This window comes from Aeromonas sp. 96A (assembly GCF_051919165.1).
In the GTDB taxonomy this organism is placed as follows: domain Bacteria; phylum Pseudomonadota; class Gammaproteobacteria; order Enterobacterales; family Aeromonadaceae; genus Aeromonas; species Aeromonas veronii.
In genome coordinates this window covers 2,869,616-2,886,676 of sequence record NZ_JBQBFE010000001.1, presented here as the reverse complement: position 1 = coordinate 2,886,676, position 17,061 = coordinate 2,869,616, and the positions used below count along the sequence as shown (strand labels likewise).

At 59.5% G+C, this 17,061-nt stretch carries 16 protein-coding genes; 10 read left to right on the top strand and 6 right to left on the bottom strand.

What is annotated here, in order from left to right:
- The first annotated feature begins 7 nt into the window (after positions 1 to 7).
- From ACTG2W_RS13260 to ACTG2W_RS13250, 3 genes are all read left to right on the top strand, one after another.
- The gene (locus tag ACTG2W_RS13260; RefSeq protein WP_106844436.1) at positions 8 to 535 is read left to right on the top strand and encodes a potassium-transporting ATPase subunit C; all 528 of its coding nucleotides are present in this window, start codon (positions 8 to 10) and stop codon (positions 533 to 535) included.
- A gap of 126 nt (positions 536 to 661) precedes the next feature.
- On the top strand, positions 662 to 3,250 hold the full coding sequence (locus ACTG2W_RS13255; protein ID WP_106844437.1) for a sensor histidine kinase: 2,589 nt from the start codon (positions 662 to 664) through the stop codon (positions 3,248 to 3,250).
- A gap of 58 nt (positions 3,251 to 3,308) precedes the next feature.
- Complete coding sequence (locus ACTG2W_RS13250) at positions 3,309 to 3,992, top strand: response regulator (RefSeq protein WP_005357169.1); 684 nt, start codon at positions 3,309 to 3,311, stop codon at positions 3,990 to 3,992.
- A 4-nt stretch (positions 3,993 to 3,996) separates the two neighbouring features.
- Here the strand turns inward: ACTG2W_RS13250 and ACTG2W_RS13245 are convergent, their stop codons facing one another.
- Positions 3,997 to 5,124: a multidrug effflux MFS transporter gene (locus ACTG2W_RS13245; RefSeq protein ID WP_106844438.1), complete on the bottom strand. Its 1,128-nt coding sequence runs from the start codon at positions 5,122 to 5,124 to the stop codon at positions 3,997 to 3,999.
- 91 nt (positions 5,125 to 5,215) lie between these two features.
- Here ACTG2W_RS13245 and ACTG2W_RS13240 point away from each other — a divergent pair, with 91 nt between their 5' ends.
- Complete coding sequence (locus tag ACTG2W_RS13240) at positions 5,216 to 6,040, top strand: AraC family transcriptional regulator (RefSeq protein WP_106844439.1); 825 nt, start codon at positions 5,216 to 5,218, stop codon at positions 6,038 to 6,040.
- On the opposite strand, the gene ACTG2W_RS13235 is transcribed toward ACTG2W_RS13240, so the two are convergent.
- Positions 5,970 to 6,203, bottom strand: a complete 234-nt coding sequence (locus ACTG2W_RS13235) for a hypothetical protein (RefSeq protein WP_106844440.1) — start codon at positions 6,201 to 6,203, stop codon at positions 5,970 to 5,972. The genes ACTG2W_RS13240 and ACTG2W_RS13235 overlap by 71 nt on opposite strands.
- Before the next feature lie 302 nt (positions 6,204 to 6,505).
- Here ACTG2W_RS13235 and ACTG2W_RS13230 point away from each other — a divergent pair, with 302 nt between their 5' ends.
- Positions 6,506 to 7,756, top strand: a complete 1,251-nt coding sequence (locus ACTG2W_RS13230; protein ID WP_106844441.1) for a valine--pyruvate transaminase — start codon at positions 6,506 to 6,508, stop codon at positions 7,754 to 7,756.
- 72 nt (positions 7,757 to 7,828) lie between these two features.
- Here the strand turns inward: ACTG2W_RS13230 and ACTG2W_RS13225 are convergent, their stop codons facing one another.
- Together ACTG2W_RS13225 and ACTG2W_RS13220 are read right to left on the bottom strand one after the other, a co-directional pair.
- The gene (locus tag ACTG2W_RS13225) at positions 7,829 to 8,269 is read right to left on the bottom strand and encodes an Hsp20 family protein (protein ID WP_005339297.1); all 441 of its coding nucleotides are present in this window, start codon (positions 8,267 to 8,269) and stop codon (positions 7,829 to 7,831) included.
- Between the two features lie 92 nt (positions 8,270 to 8,361).
- On the bottom strand, positions 8,362 to 8,775 hold the full coding sequence (locus ACTG2W_RS13220) for an Hsp20 family protein (RefSeq protein ID WP_005339298.1): 414 nt from the start codon (positions 8,773 to 8,775) through the stop codon (positions 8,362 to 8,364).
- A gap of 280 nt (positions 8,776 to 9,055) precedes the next feature.
- Here ACTG2W_RS13220 and ACTG2W_RS13215 point away from each other — a divergent pair, with 280 nt between their 5' ends.
- The 5 genes from ACTG2W_RS13215 to ACTG2W_RS13195 all read left to right on the top strand — a co-directional run bounded on the left by ACTG2W_RS13215 (position 9,056) and on the right by ACTG2W_RS13195 (position 13,479).
- On the top strand, positions 9,056 to 9,826 hold the full coding sequence (locus tag ACTG2W_RS13215; protein ID WP_128834586.1) for an MBL fold metallo-hydrolase: 771 nt from the start codon (positions 9,056 to 9,058) through the stop codon (positions 9,824 to 9,826).
- 91 nt (positions 9,827 to 9,917) lie between these two features.
- Positions 9,918 to 10,877: a helix-turn-helix domain-containing protein gene (locus tag ACTG2W_RS13210; protein ID WP_106844442.1), complete on the top strand. Its 960-nt coding sequence runs from the start codon at positions 9,918 to 9,920 to the stop codon at positions 10,875 to 10,877.
- Between the two features lie 65 nt (positions 10,878 to 10,942).
- Positions 10,943 to 11,647, top strand: a complete 705-nt coding sequence (locus ACTG2W_RS13205) for a helix-turn-helix transcriptional regulator (protein ID WP_106844443.1) — start codon at positions 10,943 to 10,945, stop codon at positions 11,645 to 11,647.
- An 89-nt stretch (positions 11,648 to 11,736) separates the two neighbouring features.
- Positions 11,737 to 12,510 carry an alpha/beta fold hydrolase gene (locus tag ACTG2W_RS13200; protein ID WP_043820704.1) on the top strand — a complete coding sequence of 258 codons (774 nt, stop codon included), beginning with the start codon at positions 11,737 to 11,739 and terminating at the stop codon, positions 12,508 to 12,510.
- 204 nt (positions 12,511 to 12,714) lie between these two features.
- Positions 12,715 to 13,479, top strand: coding sequence for a GNAT family N-acetyltransferase (locus ACTG2W_RS13195; RefSeq protein WP_106844444.1), 765 nt, complete (start codon positions 12,715 to 12,717; stop codon positions 13,477 to 13,479).
- 68 nt (positions 13,480 to 13,547) lie between these two features.
- Here the strand turns inward: ACTG2W_RS13195 and gyrB are convergent, their stop codons facing one another.
- Positions 13,548 to 15,959, bottom strand: a complete 2,412-nt coding sequence (gene gyrB, locus ACTG2W_RS13190) for a DNA topoisomerase (ATP-hydrolyzing) subunit B (protein ID WP_005357188.1) — start codon at positions 15,957 to 15,959, stop codon at positions 13,548 to 13,550.
- Positions 15,956 to 17,059, bottom strand: a complete 1,104-nt coding sequence (gene recF / locus ACTG2W_RS13185; RefSeq protein WP_005339305.1) for a DNA replication/repair protein RecF — start codon at positions 17,057 to 17,059, stop codon at positions 15,956 to 15,958. Before recF ends, gyrB begins: the two co-directional genes overlap by 4 nt.
- Positions 17,060 to 17,061 lie beyond the last annotated feature (2 nt).

Sequence of the window (17,061 nt, the reverse complement as noted above, 5' to 3'; positions counted from 1 at the left end):
ATCCATCATGATCGCAATCAGAACCCTGTTGACCCTGACCCTGCTGCTGGGCGTGGGTTATCCGCTGGCCGTCACCGGACTGGCCCAGCTGCTCTTCCCCTGGCAGGCCAACGGCAGCCAGCTGACCGACAGCAAGCAGCAACTCATCGGTAGCGCCCTGCTGGCACAGAAATTCGAGCGGGCTGACTACTTCCATCCCCGTCCCTCCGCCAGCGATTTCAACACCATTGGCGGCAGCGCCAGCAATCTGGGGATGAGCTCACCGCTGCGGGCAGAGTTTGCCGAACAGGTGGCCAAGGCACAGCCTGGAACCAGCTCCCCCGCCATGCTGACCCGCTCCGCCTCCGGCCTCGATCCCCACCTGCCGCTGGATGCGGTGCTGGCTCAGGTCGACCGCGTCGCCAAAGAACGTGGGCTGGATCCCGCCCAACTGACGGAGCAGGTCAAGTCGGCCACACAAGCTGGTATCCTTGGCCCGCAGGTGGTCAACATTCTCCAGCTGAATCTGCAACTGGATCATCAAAAGGGCGCCTGATGGTGCCCATTCCGGTTTGGTGATGACCTCGATTTTCGCAACGGGCGGTTGGCTCGATAGGGATAACAATGGCTGATGTAGCAAGCGCTGACGCCCTGCTGACGAGTCTGATGCAGGAGCATGGGGATGCGTGATGAGGTAAGGGCCGACGCCCTGCTGGCGAGCCTGGAACAGGAGCACAAGGGCAAGCTGAAGGTGTTTCTCGGCGCCGCTCCCGGCGTGGGCAAGACCTACGCCATGCTGCAGGCGGTGCGGGAACAGGCCAAAGAGGGGGTCGATATCCAGATCGGTGTGGTGGAGACCCATGGCCGTCAGGATACGCTGGCCCTGCTCGACAAGCTCGCCATCATGCCGCGCAAGATCCACATGCACCGCCAGCAGCGACTGGAGGAGATGGATCTCGACGGCCTGCTCGCCCGCAAACCGGCCATCGCCGTGGTGGACGAGCTGGCCCACAGCAACGCCCCCGGCAGCCGCCACGAGAAGCGCTGGCAGGATGTGGAGGAGCTGCTCAACGCCGGGATCGACGTCTACACCACCCTCAACGTGCAGCATCTTGAGAGCCTCAACGATCTGGTGTGGCAGCTGACCGGGGTCAGGGTGAAAGAGACCCTGCCCGATCAGGTGCTGCTGGAAGCCGACAGTCTGGTGCTGATCGACCTGCCCCCCAAGGAGCTGCTCGGCCGCCTCAAGGAGGGCAAGGTCTATGTGCCCCATCAGGCCAAGGCTGCGCTGCAATCCTTCTTCTCCCTCAACAACCTCACCGCATTGCGGGAACTGGCGATGCAGACCGCCGCCAGCCATGTGGAGGGCGATCTGCAACTGCAGTGGCAAGCAGCAGGCAAGAGCACCTTGCCGCTGCGGGGCAAGCTGATGGTTTGCCTCGGTGACCTGCACGGCTCGGCGCTGGTGCGCTACGGCCACCGCTTTGCCCAGCGCCGTCAGCTCCCGTGGCTGGTGGTGCATGTCGACAGCAATGGCCGCCGCTCTGCTGATGTGGAGCAGGCGCTGGCGCTCGCCTCCCACCTCGGTGCCAAGGTGCTGACCCTCTCCAGTCCGGCGGTCGCCAACACCCTGCTGGAGACCGCCGAGCAGCAGCAGGTCTCCCAGCTGCTGCTCGGCAAACCGCACAAGGCGCCGTGGCGCCGCTCGCTGGTGCAGCACCTGCTCAAGCAGGCGCAGGGGCTCGAAATCACGCTGGTCGATACCGAGAAGCAGAAGCCCGAAGTGGGAATGCGCGTCCCGACCCCGAAGGATATTCACCACAGCCTGCTGGCGGTGACCATCATGGGGATCACCTCGGCCGCCGCCTGGGGGCTCTCCTACTGGCTACCACCCGCAGCGTTGCCGCTCATCTTCGTGCTGGGGGTGCTGGCGACGGCCCTCACCACCAGCCTGGTACCCGCCACGTTGGCGGCGGTGCTGGGCTTTATCGCCCACAACCTGCTCTTCACCGCCCCCTACTTCTCCCTGAGCGTCGCCAACCACAGCGACCTGCTCACCCTGTTTGTGCTGCTTATCGTCGGCATGACGGCGGGACGGCTCGCCTCCCGCCAGCGGCAACAGCTGATCGGTCTGCGCGAGACCCAGCAGCTGGGCAATGCCCTGCTCTCCCTCAGTCAGGGGCTGGCCACCGCCAGCAGCCCAGAGGAGGTGCTCAGACAAGGTGCCCAGGCCATTGCACTGGCGCTAGGCCAGCCGACCGTGGTGATCGACAAGGAGTTCAACGACAGGCTCGGCAACGAGAAGCACAGGCCCGGCCAGACCGACAAGGCGGCTATCGACTGGTGTCTGGCCCAGAAGCAGAGCGCCGGGGCCCACACCGCCACCCTCAATGCCGCCGAGGCCCAGTATCATCATCTCAGCGACGATCTGGTGATCGGTATAACACTGGCCAATCCGCTCTCCTCCTCTGCCGAGCATCAGCTGCAAGCGCTGCTCACCGACATTCGCGCCGCACTGGCGCGGATCGACCTCAACGAGCGGCTGGCCGACAGCCAGTTGCAGGCGGAGACCGACCGAATGCGCGCAGCCTTGCTTTCCTCGGTCTCCCACGATTTGAAGACACCGCTGGCCACCATCATGGGGGCTGGCAGCACCCTGCTGGAATATGGTGACCGGATCCCCGCCGAAGACCGTGACGAACTGCTCCACTCGGTGCAGGAGGAGGCGCGCCGCCTGCACAGCTATGTGCAGAATCTGCTGGATATGACCCGCATCGGCTCCCCCGACTTCCAGCTGAAACGGGACTGGGTCGATCTGGCGGATCTGGTGGAGAGCGCCCGCAAGCGGCTCGACTCCTCCTGGCGCCAGCACAAGCTGCTGGTCCATTTCGATCAGCATGTGCCCCAGCTCTATGTGCACGGCGCCCTGATCGAGCAGGTGCTGGTCAACATCCTCGACAACGCCTCTCGCTACTCGCCGGCAGGCACCCCCATCGAGTTCAAGGTAATGGTGGCCGAACCCGACCTCATCATCGACATCATCGATATCGGGGTCGGTATCGCCGAATCGGATCGGGAGAAGATCTTCAACCTCTTCTACACCCAGCCGGTGGGCGATTGCGGTAGCCGTGGCACCGGACTTGGCCTCGCCATTTCCCGCGCTATGATAGAGGCCCACGGCGGCAAGATTTGGGCCTTCTCCGGCCCCAATGGCAACGGAACCTGCATGCGCATCTCCCTGCCGCTCGCCCTCAATTCACCGGAGGTATGATGGCTGACCGCCAGCTTGGGTCACTCAGCCCCTCCCACCATTCGCCTCTGGAGGTTCGATGGCGCACATTCTGGTCATAGATGATGAAGCGGCGATCCGTCGCTTTCTGCGGATCAGCCTGATTGCCGAGGGGCATCAGGTGAGTGAGGCGGTGGGGGTCAATGAAGGGCTGGAGCAGTATCGCCACCTCAACCCCGATCTGGTGATCCTCGATCTCGGTCTGCCGGATGGCGATGGCATTCAGGTGTTGCAGGCCATTCGCGAACACCACCCCAATCCGGTGCTGGTGTTGTCGGCCCGCGATTCGGAGCAGGAGAAGGTGCGGCTGCTGGATGCCGGTGCCAACGACTACATGAGCAAGCCGTTTGGCATCGGCGAGATGATGGCCCGCATCCGTGTGCTGTTGCGCCAGCGGGCTGGCGTCAGCAGTGGCGAGCGGCGCCACTTCCCCCAATGCGGCCTGACGCTGGATGTCAGCAGCCACAAGGTGACCATGAAAGACGAGGAGATTCCCCTCTCCCGCAAGGAGTTCGCCCTGCTGCAGGCGCTGGTGTGCCACCCCGGCAAGCTGGTGATGCAGACCCAGCTGCTCAACGACATCTGGGGGCCGAGCCACAAGGAGGACACCCACTACCTGCGCATCGTCATCGCCAGTCTGCGCAAAAAGCTGGGGGATAACCCCCAGCAACCGACGCTTATCGAGACCGAATCCGGTATCGGCTACCGCTTTATCGGCAACTGACGTTTCACGTGGAACAACGCCCGCTGCAAAGCAGCACCAACAGACCGCAGCCACTCAGCAACAGGCCGAGATCCTGCAATCCGGCCGCCACCGCCAACCCCAGACTGAGCAGCAGGTAGTAGCCGAGCCCGAACAGGGCGCCAGCACTACCCGCCACCTCGCGATAGGCCAACAGCGCCTGACTCAGCACATTGGGGATCGCCACCCCATAGGCCACCACGATTCCCATCATGGGCAACAGGAACCAGAGGCTGCCCTGAGTCGCCCATACCAGCAGCCCGGTAACCAGCGCCAGAGCGCAAGCCAGTCTGACCAGAGATGACGGCAGCCACCCCCTCCCCAGGAGATGCTTGTTGAGCAGGCTGCCGAGCAGGGTCGCCAGCGCCAGCAAGATCCCCGAGTAACCAAACTCGCCGGTGCTCAATCCCAACCCAGCAAACAGGAAGGGGGCCAGACTGTAGTAGCCAAACAGCATGGTGTTGAACAGGGCGACCAGTACGGCACTGCGCCAGAGTCCGCCATCCTTCATCATCCGGCATGCCAGCGGCCAGAGTGCGACTCGCTGGGTAGTAACCGGACGGGTTTCCGGCAGCTGCCAGCAGGCAACCAGCAACAAGCAAACCGCCAGTATCAGCAGACCGCTGAACACCCCGAGATAGCCGAACCCGCTCGCCAGCTGGCCGCCACTTAGCAACCCCAGCACCGGACTGAGTGAGAGCGCAATGCCCATCACCGAGAAGACCCGCGCCAGATCGCTACCCTGATAGCTGTCGCGCAGCATGGTCTGGGTCACTACGGATCCAACTGCGGCGCCAAAGGCCGAGATGACACGGGCCAGCAGCAGGGTTTCAAACTGATGTGCCATCAATGCCAGCAGACTGCCCGCACCGTAAGTCAGCAGACCGGCCAGCATCGCGGGCCGCCGCCCGATCAGATCGCAGAGCCGTCCCCAGCAGACCACGCCTACCGCAAACGCCAAAAAGTAGACCGACAGGGTCTGGGATGCCTGCCCCTCGCTCACCTGAAACTGGGTGGCGATGTGGGTCAGTACCGGGCTGTAGATAGTTTCCACAATCTGGGGAAACATCATCAATCCCACCACCAGCCAGAGCGGTGGCAACTTGTTGTTCATGACAAGCCTCCTTCATAAGAGGTCGCCATTCTGAGATATGCCAATTGTCTGATTACAATAAGCAGGACTATAAACATCAAAAATCGGACATATGGCCTTTATTCTTCCCGATCACCCTTTTGACCCCGACCAGCTGACGGGCAGCGTGATCGGCATCGCCTCCGCGCTCGGCTGGCACGACTCTGGCCTACATCAGCATCAACGCCATCAGCTGCTGTTCGCCCAATCTGGCTGCATGACCATGGAGCTGGAAGGTCGGGTCTGCCTGCTGCCACCTACCCGTGCGGCCTGGCTGCCAGCGGGCACTGCCCATCGGGTACTGATGCGTGGTGTGGTGGCCTACCGTTCCCTCTACTTCCAGCCGCACCCCGAGTTGCCCGTCACGCTGGAGGTGCTGGCGGTCAATCCGCTGCTGCACGAACTGATCGAGCGGATGGCGCTCTGGCCGTGGGACAAACCGCAGGAGCAGCAGCAACGGATGGTGGCACTGTTTATGGAGGAGTTGGGGCTGGCGCCGCGGGAGTCGTGGCAACTACCGCTGCCGACCGATCCCAGACTGGGCGACTGGCTACAGCAGTTGAAACGGGGAAATGCCCTGCCCGATCGGCTCAACCGGCTGGCCGAACGGGTGGGTGCCAGTGACAAGACCATTGGCCGCATCTTTATACGGGAGACCGGCATGAGCTATCAGGCGTGGCGTCAGCAGTGGCGGCTGTTGCGCGCCATGGAGCTGCTGGCCGAAAGCGAGTCCATCAGCCGGATTGCCGCTGCACTGGAGTTCTCCAGCGACAGCGCCTTCATCAGCTTCTTCAAACAACATACGGGACAGACCCCCCTGCGCTACCTCAGCTCTCGGGGTGAGTCGCCACAGCCTGACTCGCCTCCACCACCAGGGTATCCAGCGCCAGCGGCTTGAGATTGTGCAACGCATCCTGCACCACGGCATGGGATGCCTGTTGCAACTCGCTCTGCACATCCTGCTCCAGCTGGGCACTCTCCAGCTCGGGCCGCGGGTTTTCGTTGGCCATCACGTTCAGGCTCATGGCACTCACAATCAGGGTAGCGATCAGGCTTTGCATCTGGTTTGCTCCGGTATGGTTGAGATGACCAGATAGCTATTCCAATAGTTGTGCCAATTGTTGCGCCAACTCGCACAATTCATAACATGATGATTTTGTTTAAATTAACTATCTTGCGACAGCAAATTGAGTCGCAAAATGCATTCCGCCAGGTCATTTTTAAACCAACAGTTGGTGCTTTTAACCACGCTTGATTTTTGCGCCATGTTCCACGTGGAACGTTCCATCTTTTTGATCGACACCCGCTTTTAAACTGAGCTATGGTGCTACATCTTCGTAACTGACTCTGGATCTGTCACCGAATGGAATTTTCCTTGTTCGGCGAGAAGTTCACTCGCCACGCCGGTATTACCCAACTCATGGATGACCTCAATCAGGGGCTGACCAATCCGGACGCCATCATGCTGGGTGGCGGCAATCCGGCCCCGATCCCCGCCATGCTGGAACGCTTTCAGGCCGAGGCCAAGAGCCTGCTCGACAACGGCGAGCTGGTCAAAGCGATGGCCAACTACGATGGCCCCCAGGGCAAAGACAGGTTCACCAGGGCACTGGCCGCCCTGCTCAGCAAGGAGCTGGGGTGGGATATCTCGGCCCGTAATATCGCCCTGACCAACGGCAGCCAGAATGCCTTCTTCTACCTGTTCAACCTGCTGGCCGGTGAATTTGCCGACGGCCGCAAGAAGAAGGTGCTGTTCCCGCTCGCCCCCGAATACATCGGCTATGCCGACTCGGCGCTGGCCGACGACTACTTCGTGGCCTACAAGCCCACCATCGAGAAGCTGCCCGATGGCCAGTTCAAGTACCATGTGGATTTCGAGAGCCTGCAGGTGGGTGACGACATCGGAGTGATCTGCGTCTCCCGCCCGACCAACCCGACCGGCAACGTGCTGACCGACGAAGAGATCGAACACCTCGATCAGATCGCCCGCGACAAGGGGATCCCGCTGCTGATCGACAACGCCTACGGTGTGCCCTTTCCCGGCATCATCTTCAGCGAAGCCAAGCCGTTCTGGAATGCCAACACCATCCTCTGCATGAGCCTCTCCAAGCTGGGATTGCCGGGCACCCGCTGCGGCATCGTCATCGCCGACGAGAAGATCATCCAGGCCATCACCAACCTCAGCGGCATCATCAATCTGGCGCCGGGCAGTCTGGGGCCCGCCATCACCATCCCGATGATCGAGAGCGGCGATATCATCACTCTCAGCGAACAGGTGGTGAAGCCCTTCTATCAGCAGAAGGCGGAGCTGGCGGTGCAGCTGCTGCGCGAAGCGATCCCCGACCCGCGCTTCCACATTCACAAACCGGAAGGGGCCCTCTTCCTCTGGCTCTGGTTCGAAGGCTTGCCGATCCACTGTCAGGAGCTCTATGAGCGACTGAAGGCGAAGAACCTGCTGATCGTGCCGGGTCACTACTTCTTCCCCGGCATCGATGACCCCGAGTGGCGCCACAGCCAGGAGTGCATCCGCCTCAACTACTCCCAGAGCGAGGAGCTGGTGCGCCGCGGCATCGCCATTCTGGCCGACGAGATCAACACCCTCTACGCTGGTTAATCCAATCCAGCGATACAAAAACAGAAAGGCCTGCAGATGCAGGCCTTTGTTGTTTATCGCGATCCGGTTTGCTTAGCCGGGCAGCGCCAGCTGCTCGGGTTTACCGATGGGGATGGCACGGGGCTTGAGTGCCTCCGGCAGTTCGCGGGCCAGGTCGATGGTCAGCAGACCATGCTCCAGCTTGGCGCCCTGCACTTCCACGTGCTGGCTCAGCTTGAAGGCCAGCTCGAAGTCACGCTCGGCAATCCCCTGATGGAGGAACTGACGCTCACCGGCCGCAGCCCCTTTGCGCCCCTTCACCTTAAGGGTGCCGTTTTCGGTCTCCAGCTCCAGCTCTTCACGCTCGAAGCCAGCCACGGCGACCGTGATGCGATAGCCATCCTGATCGCGCTTTTCAATGTTGTACGGGGGGTAAGCGGCGGTCTTCTGCTCGAACAGACCTTCCAGCTCACGGGCCATCCGCTCGAAGCCGACAGCATTGGAATAGAGATGAGAAAAATCGAGGTTACGCATAATCCTATCCTTCTAATAAGCAACAGGTTCAACTCTCCACAGGCCCGTCATCGGCACCCGGGAAATTTTAAAATTTCAGTGAATTCAGGCTATCAGCCGTTGATCTCAATCTTGCGCGGCTTCATCGCTTCGGGCACTTCACGCACCAGCTCGATGTGCAGCAAGCCGTTTTTCAGGTCGGCCCCTTTCACCCGCACATAGTCGGCCAGCTGGAAGCGGCGCTCGAAACCACGTTCGGCGATCCCCTGATAGAGATAGTTGCGCCCGGTGTCGGCCTGCTTGTTGCCCTTCACCGTCAGCAGATTTTCCTGGAAGCTCAACTCCAGCTCTTCCTGGGTAAAGCCCGCCACCGCCATGCTGATGCGGTAGTCGTTGTCACCCAACTGCTCGATGTTGTAGGGGGGATAACCGGCATTGCCATTGCTGGCCGCAGATTCGATGAGATTGGCCAGACGATCGAAACCGATGGCAGAACGATAGAGCGGAGAAAAGTCGATAGAACGCATAGTATTACCCTCTTATGAGCGATAACGGATTGTTTGCCCTCCTTATGGACGGGCGCCTGGTCGAAACCTCTGTCGAGCGTTCCGGCCTTGTTACCTATATAGGGGCTCACTTTTTTCTTTCAAGGGGATTTTTTCAAATTTTTTAAATGGCCGCGCCGGTCTGTAGAACATCAACCTGTTGGCCCGATAGTGATGATAATCGACCCGTGGGCCACTGATGGCAATGCGCTCCGCACCCCATAATTGGTTGCATATCCACCAGCCAACATGGAGCCACCCCATGAAGATTACCCAAGTTCGCAACGCCACCTTGCTGCTCGACTATGCCGGCACCCGCTTTCTGATCGACCCCATGCTCTCGGCCAAGGGGGCTTTCCCCGGCTTTGAGGGCACCGCCAACAGCCAGCTGCGCAATCCGCTGGTCGAGCTGCCGCTGCCGATAGATGATCTGGTCGATGTGGACGCCGTTATCGTCACCCACGACCATCCCGACCACTGGGATGACGCAGCCAGAGCCCTGATCCCCAAGCATCTGCCGCTCTTGGTGCAACATCAGAAGGATGCCGATGCCATTCGTGCCAGTGGCTTTGAGGATGTGCGCCTGCTGAGCGACCAGCCCGAGTTTGCCGGCATTCGCCTGCAGCAGACCGGTGGCCAGCACGGCAGCGACCAGTTGATGGCGGTACTGGGCGAGCGCATGGGAGAGGTATGCGGCGTGCTCTTCTCCCATCCCGATGAACAGAGCCTCTATCTGGCCGGTGATACCATCTGGCATCCCTCGGTCGAGCAAGCCCTGCAACAGCATCAACCCGAGGTCATCATCCTCAACTGCGGTGATGCACAGGTGCCCGGACTCGGTTCCATCATCATGGGCAAGGAGGATGTCGCCGCCGTTTATCAGGCCGCACCGCAAGCCACGCTGATCGCCAGTCATATGGAGGCGGTCAACCACGCCGTGCTGTCACGCCAGGAGCTACGCGACTATCTGGTGGACCGGGGCATGATGGATCGGGTACGGGTGCCGCAAGATGGCGAGGCGATATCGCTATGATCCACAAGAGAGCCATGTCAGACATGGCCCTTCGGCTTTCACAGCCAAACGCTTATGATGAGTGGTCTGCGCGCAGAGAGGAGCCAACACCATGACCACCCCGATCGTTGCCGTGGTGACCTTCGATCACTTCAGCCCTTTTCACTGCGCCGTCCCCTGTCTCATCTTCGGCGACATCCTGCCGCGCCAGCCGCTGTTCGAGCTCAAGATCTGCTGCGGTGATGGCAACCATCATGCACACTCGGCGCAAGGCTTCACCATTCAGGCTCCTCATGGGCTGGAGGTGCTGGCCGAGGCGGAGATCATCGTCATCCCCTTCTGGCACGACCCGGCAGCACAGCCACCCGCAGCACTGCTCGATGCCCTGATTGCCGCCAGAGCCAGAGGTGCCCGGCTGGTCGGGCTCTGTCTTGGCACCTATGTGCTCGCCTACGCCGGACTACTTAATGGTCGCAAAGCATCGACCCACTGGGAGTACGAACAGGATTTCTGCCGCCGCTTTCCCTGCGTGCAGCTCGATACCAACGCCCTCTATGTGGATGACGATGGGCTGGTCACCTCGGCAGGCACTGCCGCCGGGTTGGACTGCTGCCTCTATCTGGTACGCCAGTACCACGGCTCGGCCATCGCCAACAAGGTGGCGCGGCGGCTGGTGATCCCGCCTCACCGGGAAGGGGGCCAAGCCCAGTTTATCGAACAGCCGGTGCCCGCCTCCACTCGCGATGTCAGGATGAACCAGTTGCTCGATCACCTGCGTGCCCATCTGGCCGAACCCCACACCCTGGATTCTCTGGCGGCCCACACCCTGATGAGCCGCCGCACCTTTACCCGCCGTTTTCATCAGGCTACCGGCCTCTCGGTGGGTGAATGGCTGCTGGCGGAGCGGCTCAGGCGCAGTCAGGAGCTGCTGGAGGTAAGCGGCCATTCCATCGATCGCATCGCCGAGCTGGTCGGCTTCAAGACTGCCACCTCCCTGCGCAATCACTTTCGAGCCCGCTTTGCCATCTCCCCCAGCGAGTGGCGACGATCTTTTCGTGGCAACAATGTCTGATGACATCCTCTATACCCGCTCACTCCGCTATGGCAGGCTAACCAGAAATCCCGAGGAGTCATCCCATGTCCCGTTCCGAACGCCTGCTGGCCCTGCTCCAGCTGCTGCGCGGCCACCGTTACGCCATCACTGGCGCGGAACTGGCCAGCCAGCTTGGCATCAGCCTGCGCACCCTCTATCGGGATATCGCCACTCTGCAGGCGCAAGGGGCCCATATCGAGGGCGAGCCGGGGATCGGCTATGTGCTGCGTCCCGGCTTCATGCTGCCGCCATTGATGTTCAGTGAAGAGGAGCTGGATGCGCTGGTGCTGGGGTCACGTTGGGTCGTCGCCCACGGTGATGGAGCCTTGAGTGCATCGGCCAGCAGTGCGCTGGCCAAGATAGAAGCCGTGCTGCCCGCCGACTATCGCCTGCAGCTCCAGAGCAATGCCCTGCTGATTGGCACCTCCCGCAGCGACAGCCTCACCGATGAAGCCCCCCTGCGCAGTGCCATCCGCCAGCAACGCAAGGTGATCCTGGGCTATCGCGATCTCAAGGATGAGGCCTCTGAGCGCACCGTCTGGCCCTTTGCCCTCGGCTACTTCGAACAGGTACGGGTACTGGTGGCCTGGTGCGAACTGCGTCAGGGCTTTCGCCACTTTCGGGTCGATCGCATCACCCGGATGCAGCCGCAAGATTGCCGCTATCCAAAAAGCAGAGAGAGCCTGCTGAAGGAGTGGCGCACCACCCAGCAAATCCCGCAGCCGAAATTCATTGCTGACAGAAACTGACAGCAGGTAGCGCCATCCTGAGGGGGTCGGCGCAGATGTGCTATTTCATCTGTTAGGTCATATACATCGAAACGAGGTTGCTCAAAAACATGAACAATAAAAGTGGTTATATCGGCGTCAACGGTGGTGAGTTGTATTACGAACTTTCGGGTAATCCTGATGGTGAGCCTTTATTGATGCTTCATGGTGGCCTTGGTTCCCTTAATGAACTAATACCCATTCAAAGATATGTTGCCATGGATTATCAGTTGATCAGTGTAGATTTCCGTGGCCATGGAAAATCCCCCCTAGGTAGTAAGCCACTGAGTTACTTGCAGTATCAGCAAGATATCCAAACACTCCTCGACTATCTGGGCGTTGATAAATATTCAATATTTGGCTTTAGTGATGGTGGTATCGTAGGTTATCGACTAGCCGTACAAGAACCCGATAGCGTTTCTTGTTTGGTTACACTTGGTGCAACGTGGCGATTAGAGCCTGATGATCCATCACTCGGGTTGCTAAGCGGCTTAACAGCAGACTTTTGGATTTCAAAGTTTGCCGATGATGTCGCGCTATATAAGGTGTCAAATCCCGAGCCTGATTTCCCAAAACTGGTCGATGCTGTAAAGGCTGTTTGGCTTGATACAACACCATCTGGCTACCCGAGTAACCTAGTTGAAAAAATTCGTTGTCCGACATTAATCATGAGGGGTGATAACGATGTCATATTTTCGCTTGAGGAGTCTGTGGCTTTAAAAGCAAAAATCGCAGATTCCAGTTTTGCCAATATTCCACTCGCGGCTCACTCAGCTCATCAAGAATCGCCGGAACTGGTAGGTAAAATGCTTCAACAGTTCATGTCACAGCATAAAAACTATTAACTCTTCCATAGCACACTGCATATAAAGAATCAGCTCTGTGCAAGTGAACTCATCATCAAAATGCCGAACATCAAATTCGGCATTTTCTTTATCTCAGCCCGCTCGCCCATCCTTTCAACTGCCAGTGTTTCACGTGGAACGTCGGGCGGCATCCGGCTGGGCCGTCTGTGCTATCATCCCCGCTCCTTACTCTCTGGAGAAACAATGACCACTCGACATAATCCGCTCGAACTGTACCAGCCGGACAACAGCTCCCCCGATAAACTGAGCGAACGACAGCTGATGCTATTTGCCCTACTACAACAGCGTGAGCAGGAGTTTGGCTTCAACCAGAACGTAATCGTCCACTACCCGGAAGCGAGCTTTCTCACCGCTCCGCTCGATTATCTGGATCTGCTGATCCTGGAACAGCAGCAACAGGGTCACCTCATCAATGAGGTGGTGATACTCACCACTTACCCTCAGGTGCACACCCCACTGGTCGAGCGTGACTATCTGCATGAAGCGGTTCATATGCCCGCAGGCCCGGATCACACTGCAATATTCAGAGCGCATTGCGGTTCTCAGCAAGCAGGCAAAATCCTCTACATCGAAGCGGTCAACGAGCAGGATCCCAAAATCCAGCCGACCTTTGTCTTGATGCTGCGCGATGAGAATGGTGAACTGCAGGGAGGTATGTCCGGGTCTATCTACTCCACAGACAATCAGCGATACGCCTATATCGGCACTGTGGTCGTGCAACCAGGGCAACCCGCAGGAACCGGCACCCTGCTCGCCAATACCGTGCTGGAGTACCTGACGCAGCAAGGGGTTTACGAGGTCAATCTCGGCACCCAGACCGCCGAGTCTTTCTATGCCAAGCTGGGGTTCAGGGTCATCCACCACATAGTGCCAGCGTTGCGTCATCGCACGGCTAGCGATGGTGCTGTGCTACCCCACAACCTGGTTATCATGAGCAAAATGCTCTGATAAAGCAGACTACAAATGTAAAAAAGCCGCTCTTGTGAGCGGCTTTTTATTGCAATCAGCGAGTCTGATTAGACGTCGAGGTTGGCCACGCGCAGGGCGTTGGTCTCAATAAAGTCACGACGGGGCTCAACGGCATCACCCATCAGGGTGGAGAAGAGCTGGTCGGCACCGACGGCGTCGTCGATGGTGACGCGCAGCATGCGACGGGCTTCCGGATCCATGGTGGTTTCCCACAACTGGTCCGGGTTCATCTCGCCCAACCCTTTATAGCGCTGGATGTAGATGCCGCGCTTGCCTTCGCCCATCAGCCACTCGACTGCTTCCACGAAGTTGGCAACCGGCTTGACCTTCTCGCCACGCTTGATGAAACCACCTTCCTCGATCAGGTTGGCGATCTCCTTGCCCAGCGAGACCAGTTGACGGTACTCACCGGACTGCAGGAAGTCGTAGCTGAGCGGATATTCGCGGTCGACACCGTGCTGACGTACCACGGCGTGCGGAACGTACAGGCTGCGCTCTTCGTCACGACGAACCTGGATCTGGTACTGGATACCGTGGTTGCTCTCGTTGAGCACGGCTTCCATACCCTGACACCAGGCCAGCAGATCGCTCTCGCTGTTCAGCAGTGCTTCGTTCAACTCCGGCTGATAGATCAGCTGGGTCAGCACGGCTTCCGGCGCACGACGAGACATGCGGGTGATCAGGTGAGTCACCGAGCGGTGCTGGTTGACCAGGCGCTCCAATGCCTCGCCACCGATAGCCGGAGCAGACTCGTTGACGTGCAGGGTAGCACCGTCCAGCGCCATGGCGGTCTGGTACTGCAGCAGCGCGTCTTCGTCTTTCAGGTACTGCTCCTGCTTGCCCTTCTTCACTTTGTAGAGCGGCGGCTGGGCGATATAGACGTAGCCACGTTCGATGATTTCCGGCATCTGACGATAGAAGAAGGTCAGCAGCAGGGTTCGGATGTGCGCACCATCGACGTCCGCATCGGTCATGATGATGATGTTGTGATAACGCAGCTTGTCCGGGTTGTACTCATCGCGACCGATACCGCAGCCCAGTGCGGTGATCAGGGTGCCCACCTCTTGCGAGGAGATCATCTTGTCGAAACGGGCCTTCTCTACGTTCAGGATTTTACCCTTGAGCGGCAGGATGGCCTGGTTTTTACGGTTGCGACCCTGCTTGGCAGAACCGCCAGCAGAGTCCCCTTCCACTATGTAGAGTTCGGAGAGAGCCGGGTCTTTTTCCTGACAGTCAGCCAGCTTGCCGGGCAGACCGGCGATATCCAGCGCACCTTTGCGGCGGGTCAGTTCGCGGGCTTTGCGGGCCGCTTCACGGGCACGGGCCGCATCGATGATCTTGTTGACCACGATCTTGGCATCGCCCGGGTTTTCCAGCAGGAAGTCCGCCAGCTTCTCACCCATCGCCTGCTCAACGGCGGTCTTCACTTCGGAAGAGACCAGCTTGTCTTTGGTCTGGGAGGAGAACTTGGGATCCGGCACCTTGACGGAGATAACGGCAATCAGACCTTCACGCACGTCGTCGCCACTGGCGGCAGACTTGGCCTTCTTGCTGTAGTCCTCTTTGTCCATATAGGAGTTCAGAGTACGGGTCAGCGCGGTACGGAAGCCAACCAGGTGAGTACCACCATCCCGCTGCGGGATGTTGTTGGTGAAGCAGTAGACCCCTTCCTGATAGGCGTCGTTCCACTGCATCGCCACTTCAACGCCGATACCATCCTGCTCGGTGGTGAAATGGAACACCTTCGGGTGGATCGGGGTCTTGTTCTGGTTCAGGTATTCAACGAACGCCTTGATGCCACCCTCGTAGCAGAAATGCGCCTCGCGGCCATCACGCTCGTCTTGCAGACGGATGGAGACACCGGAGTTGAGGAAGGAGAGCTCACGCAGGCGCTTGGCCAGGATCTCGTAGTGGAACAGGGTATCGCTGAAAATGGCAGGGCTCGGCCAGAAGCGAACTTCAGTACCGGTACCGGTGCTGTCGCCAATCTGCTTGAGCGGCGCCTGCGGCTCACCCAGATGATAGGTCTGCTCGTAGACGTGGCCGTTACGACGAATGGTCAGCAACAGCTTGTCAGAGAGGGCGTTAACTACCGAGACACCCACGCCGTGCAGGCCGCCGGATACCTTGTAGGAGTTGTCATCAAACTTACCGCCTGCGTGCAGCACGGTCATGATGACCTCTGCGGCGGAGCGGCCCTCCTCCTCGTGCATGTCTACCGGGATACCCCGGCCATTGTCACGCACAGAGACAGAACCGTCGGAATGGATCTTGACCAGAATATCGGAGCAGTAGCCAGCGAGCGCCTCGTCAATGGAGTTATCGACGACCTCGAACACCATGTGGTGCAGACCCGAGCCATCATCCGTATCGCCGATATACATCCCCGGGCGCTTGCGGACCGCATCCAGGCCCTTCAGCACCTTGATATTCGAGGAGTCGTAAGTATTTTCACTCATAGCTTACTCTCTGCCTTCTCTAACGTTTCGGAGATTTTACCCTGTTCCACGTGGAACAACTTGCAGTCATTCGCATCCATCATGTCTGCGAGCTGACCGGTGTCGATGGCGGTGATAAACACCTGGGACGCACACTGCTTCAGCCTTGCGGCCAGCAAGCGGCGCTTGTCGACATCCAGTTCAGAGGCAAAATCGTCAATTAAAAAAATACAGCCACGGCTGCTATGTTGATTCAAATAGAGCCCTTGGGCCAGTCGCATGGCGCAGACCAGCAACTTCAGCTGACCCCGGGACAAAATATCCTGAGCGGGTACCCCGTTCGCCTTGAGGCGCACATCGGCTTTCTGTGGACCGACACCGGTATAGCCCAGCGCCCGATCCCGCTCAAACCCCGCCTCCAGCAGATCGCCGAGGGGAGTGTCTTTCTCCCAGCCCCGGTAAAAGCCGAGACTGATATCGAATTCCGGCAGAAAATCCGCCGTCATCTCCTTGATCAGGGGCGTAATGGCCTGACAATAACTGGCGCGAAACTCGGCAAGCTCACCACCCAGCCGCACCAATTCCTGATCCCAGAACGCCAGCTGGCGGTACTGGGTGCTCTGGCGCAACAGCGCATTGCGCTGTTTCAGCAGCCGCCGCACTCGCCCCCACAGGGCAAAGAAGGTCGGCTCCTGATGGAAAACGCCCCAATCGAGCCAGGCGCGGCGAGCCTGAGGCCCGCCCGTCAGCAGGTTGAAGCCATCGGGATGGATCAACTGCACCGGCAACAGCTCCGCCAAATCGGCCAGCCGCTGGGCCTGCGCCCCGGCAATCTTGAGCTGGGTCTCGCCACTCTTGTCTTTGGCAAGACCGATCGGTACCTGTCGCCCCTCCAGTTCACACTGGGCAAACAGGGTAAAGGCCCGCTCCCCCTGGCGGATGACCCGCCCGGTCAAATGAGTGCGAAAGGAGCGCCCCAGACCAAGGTAGTGAATGGCTTCCAGCACGCTGGTCTTGCCGCTGCCATTGCACCCGACCAGAATGTTGAGGCCGGGCGACAGCTTGAGACTGGCTTGCTGGATATTGCGAAAGTCGCTGAGCTGGAGTTTGACCAGGGACACGA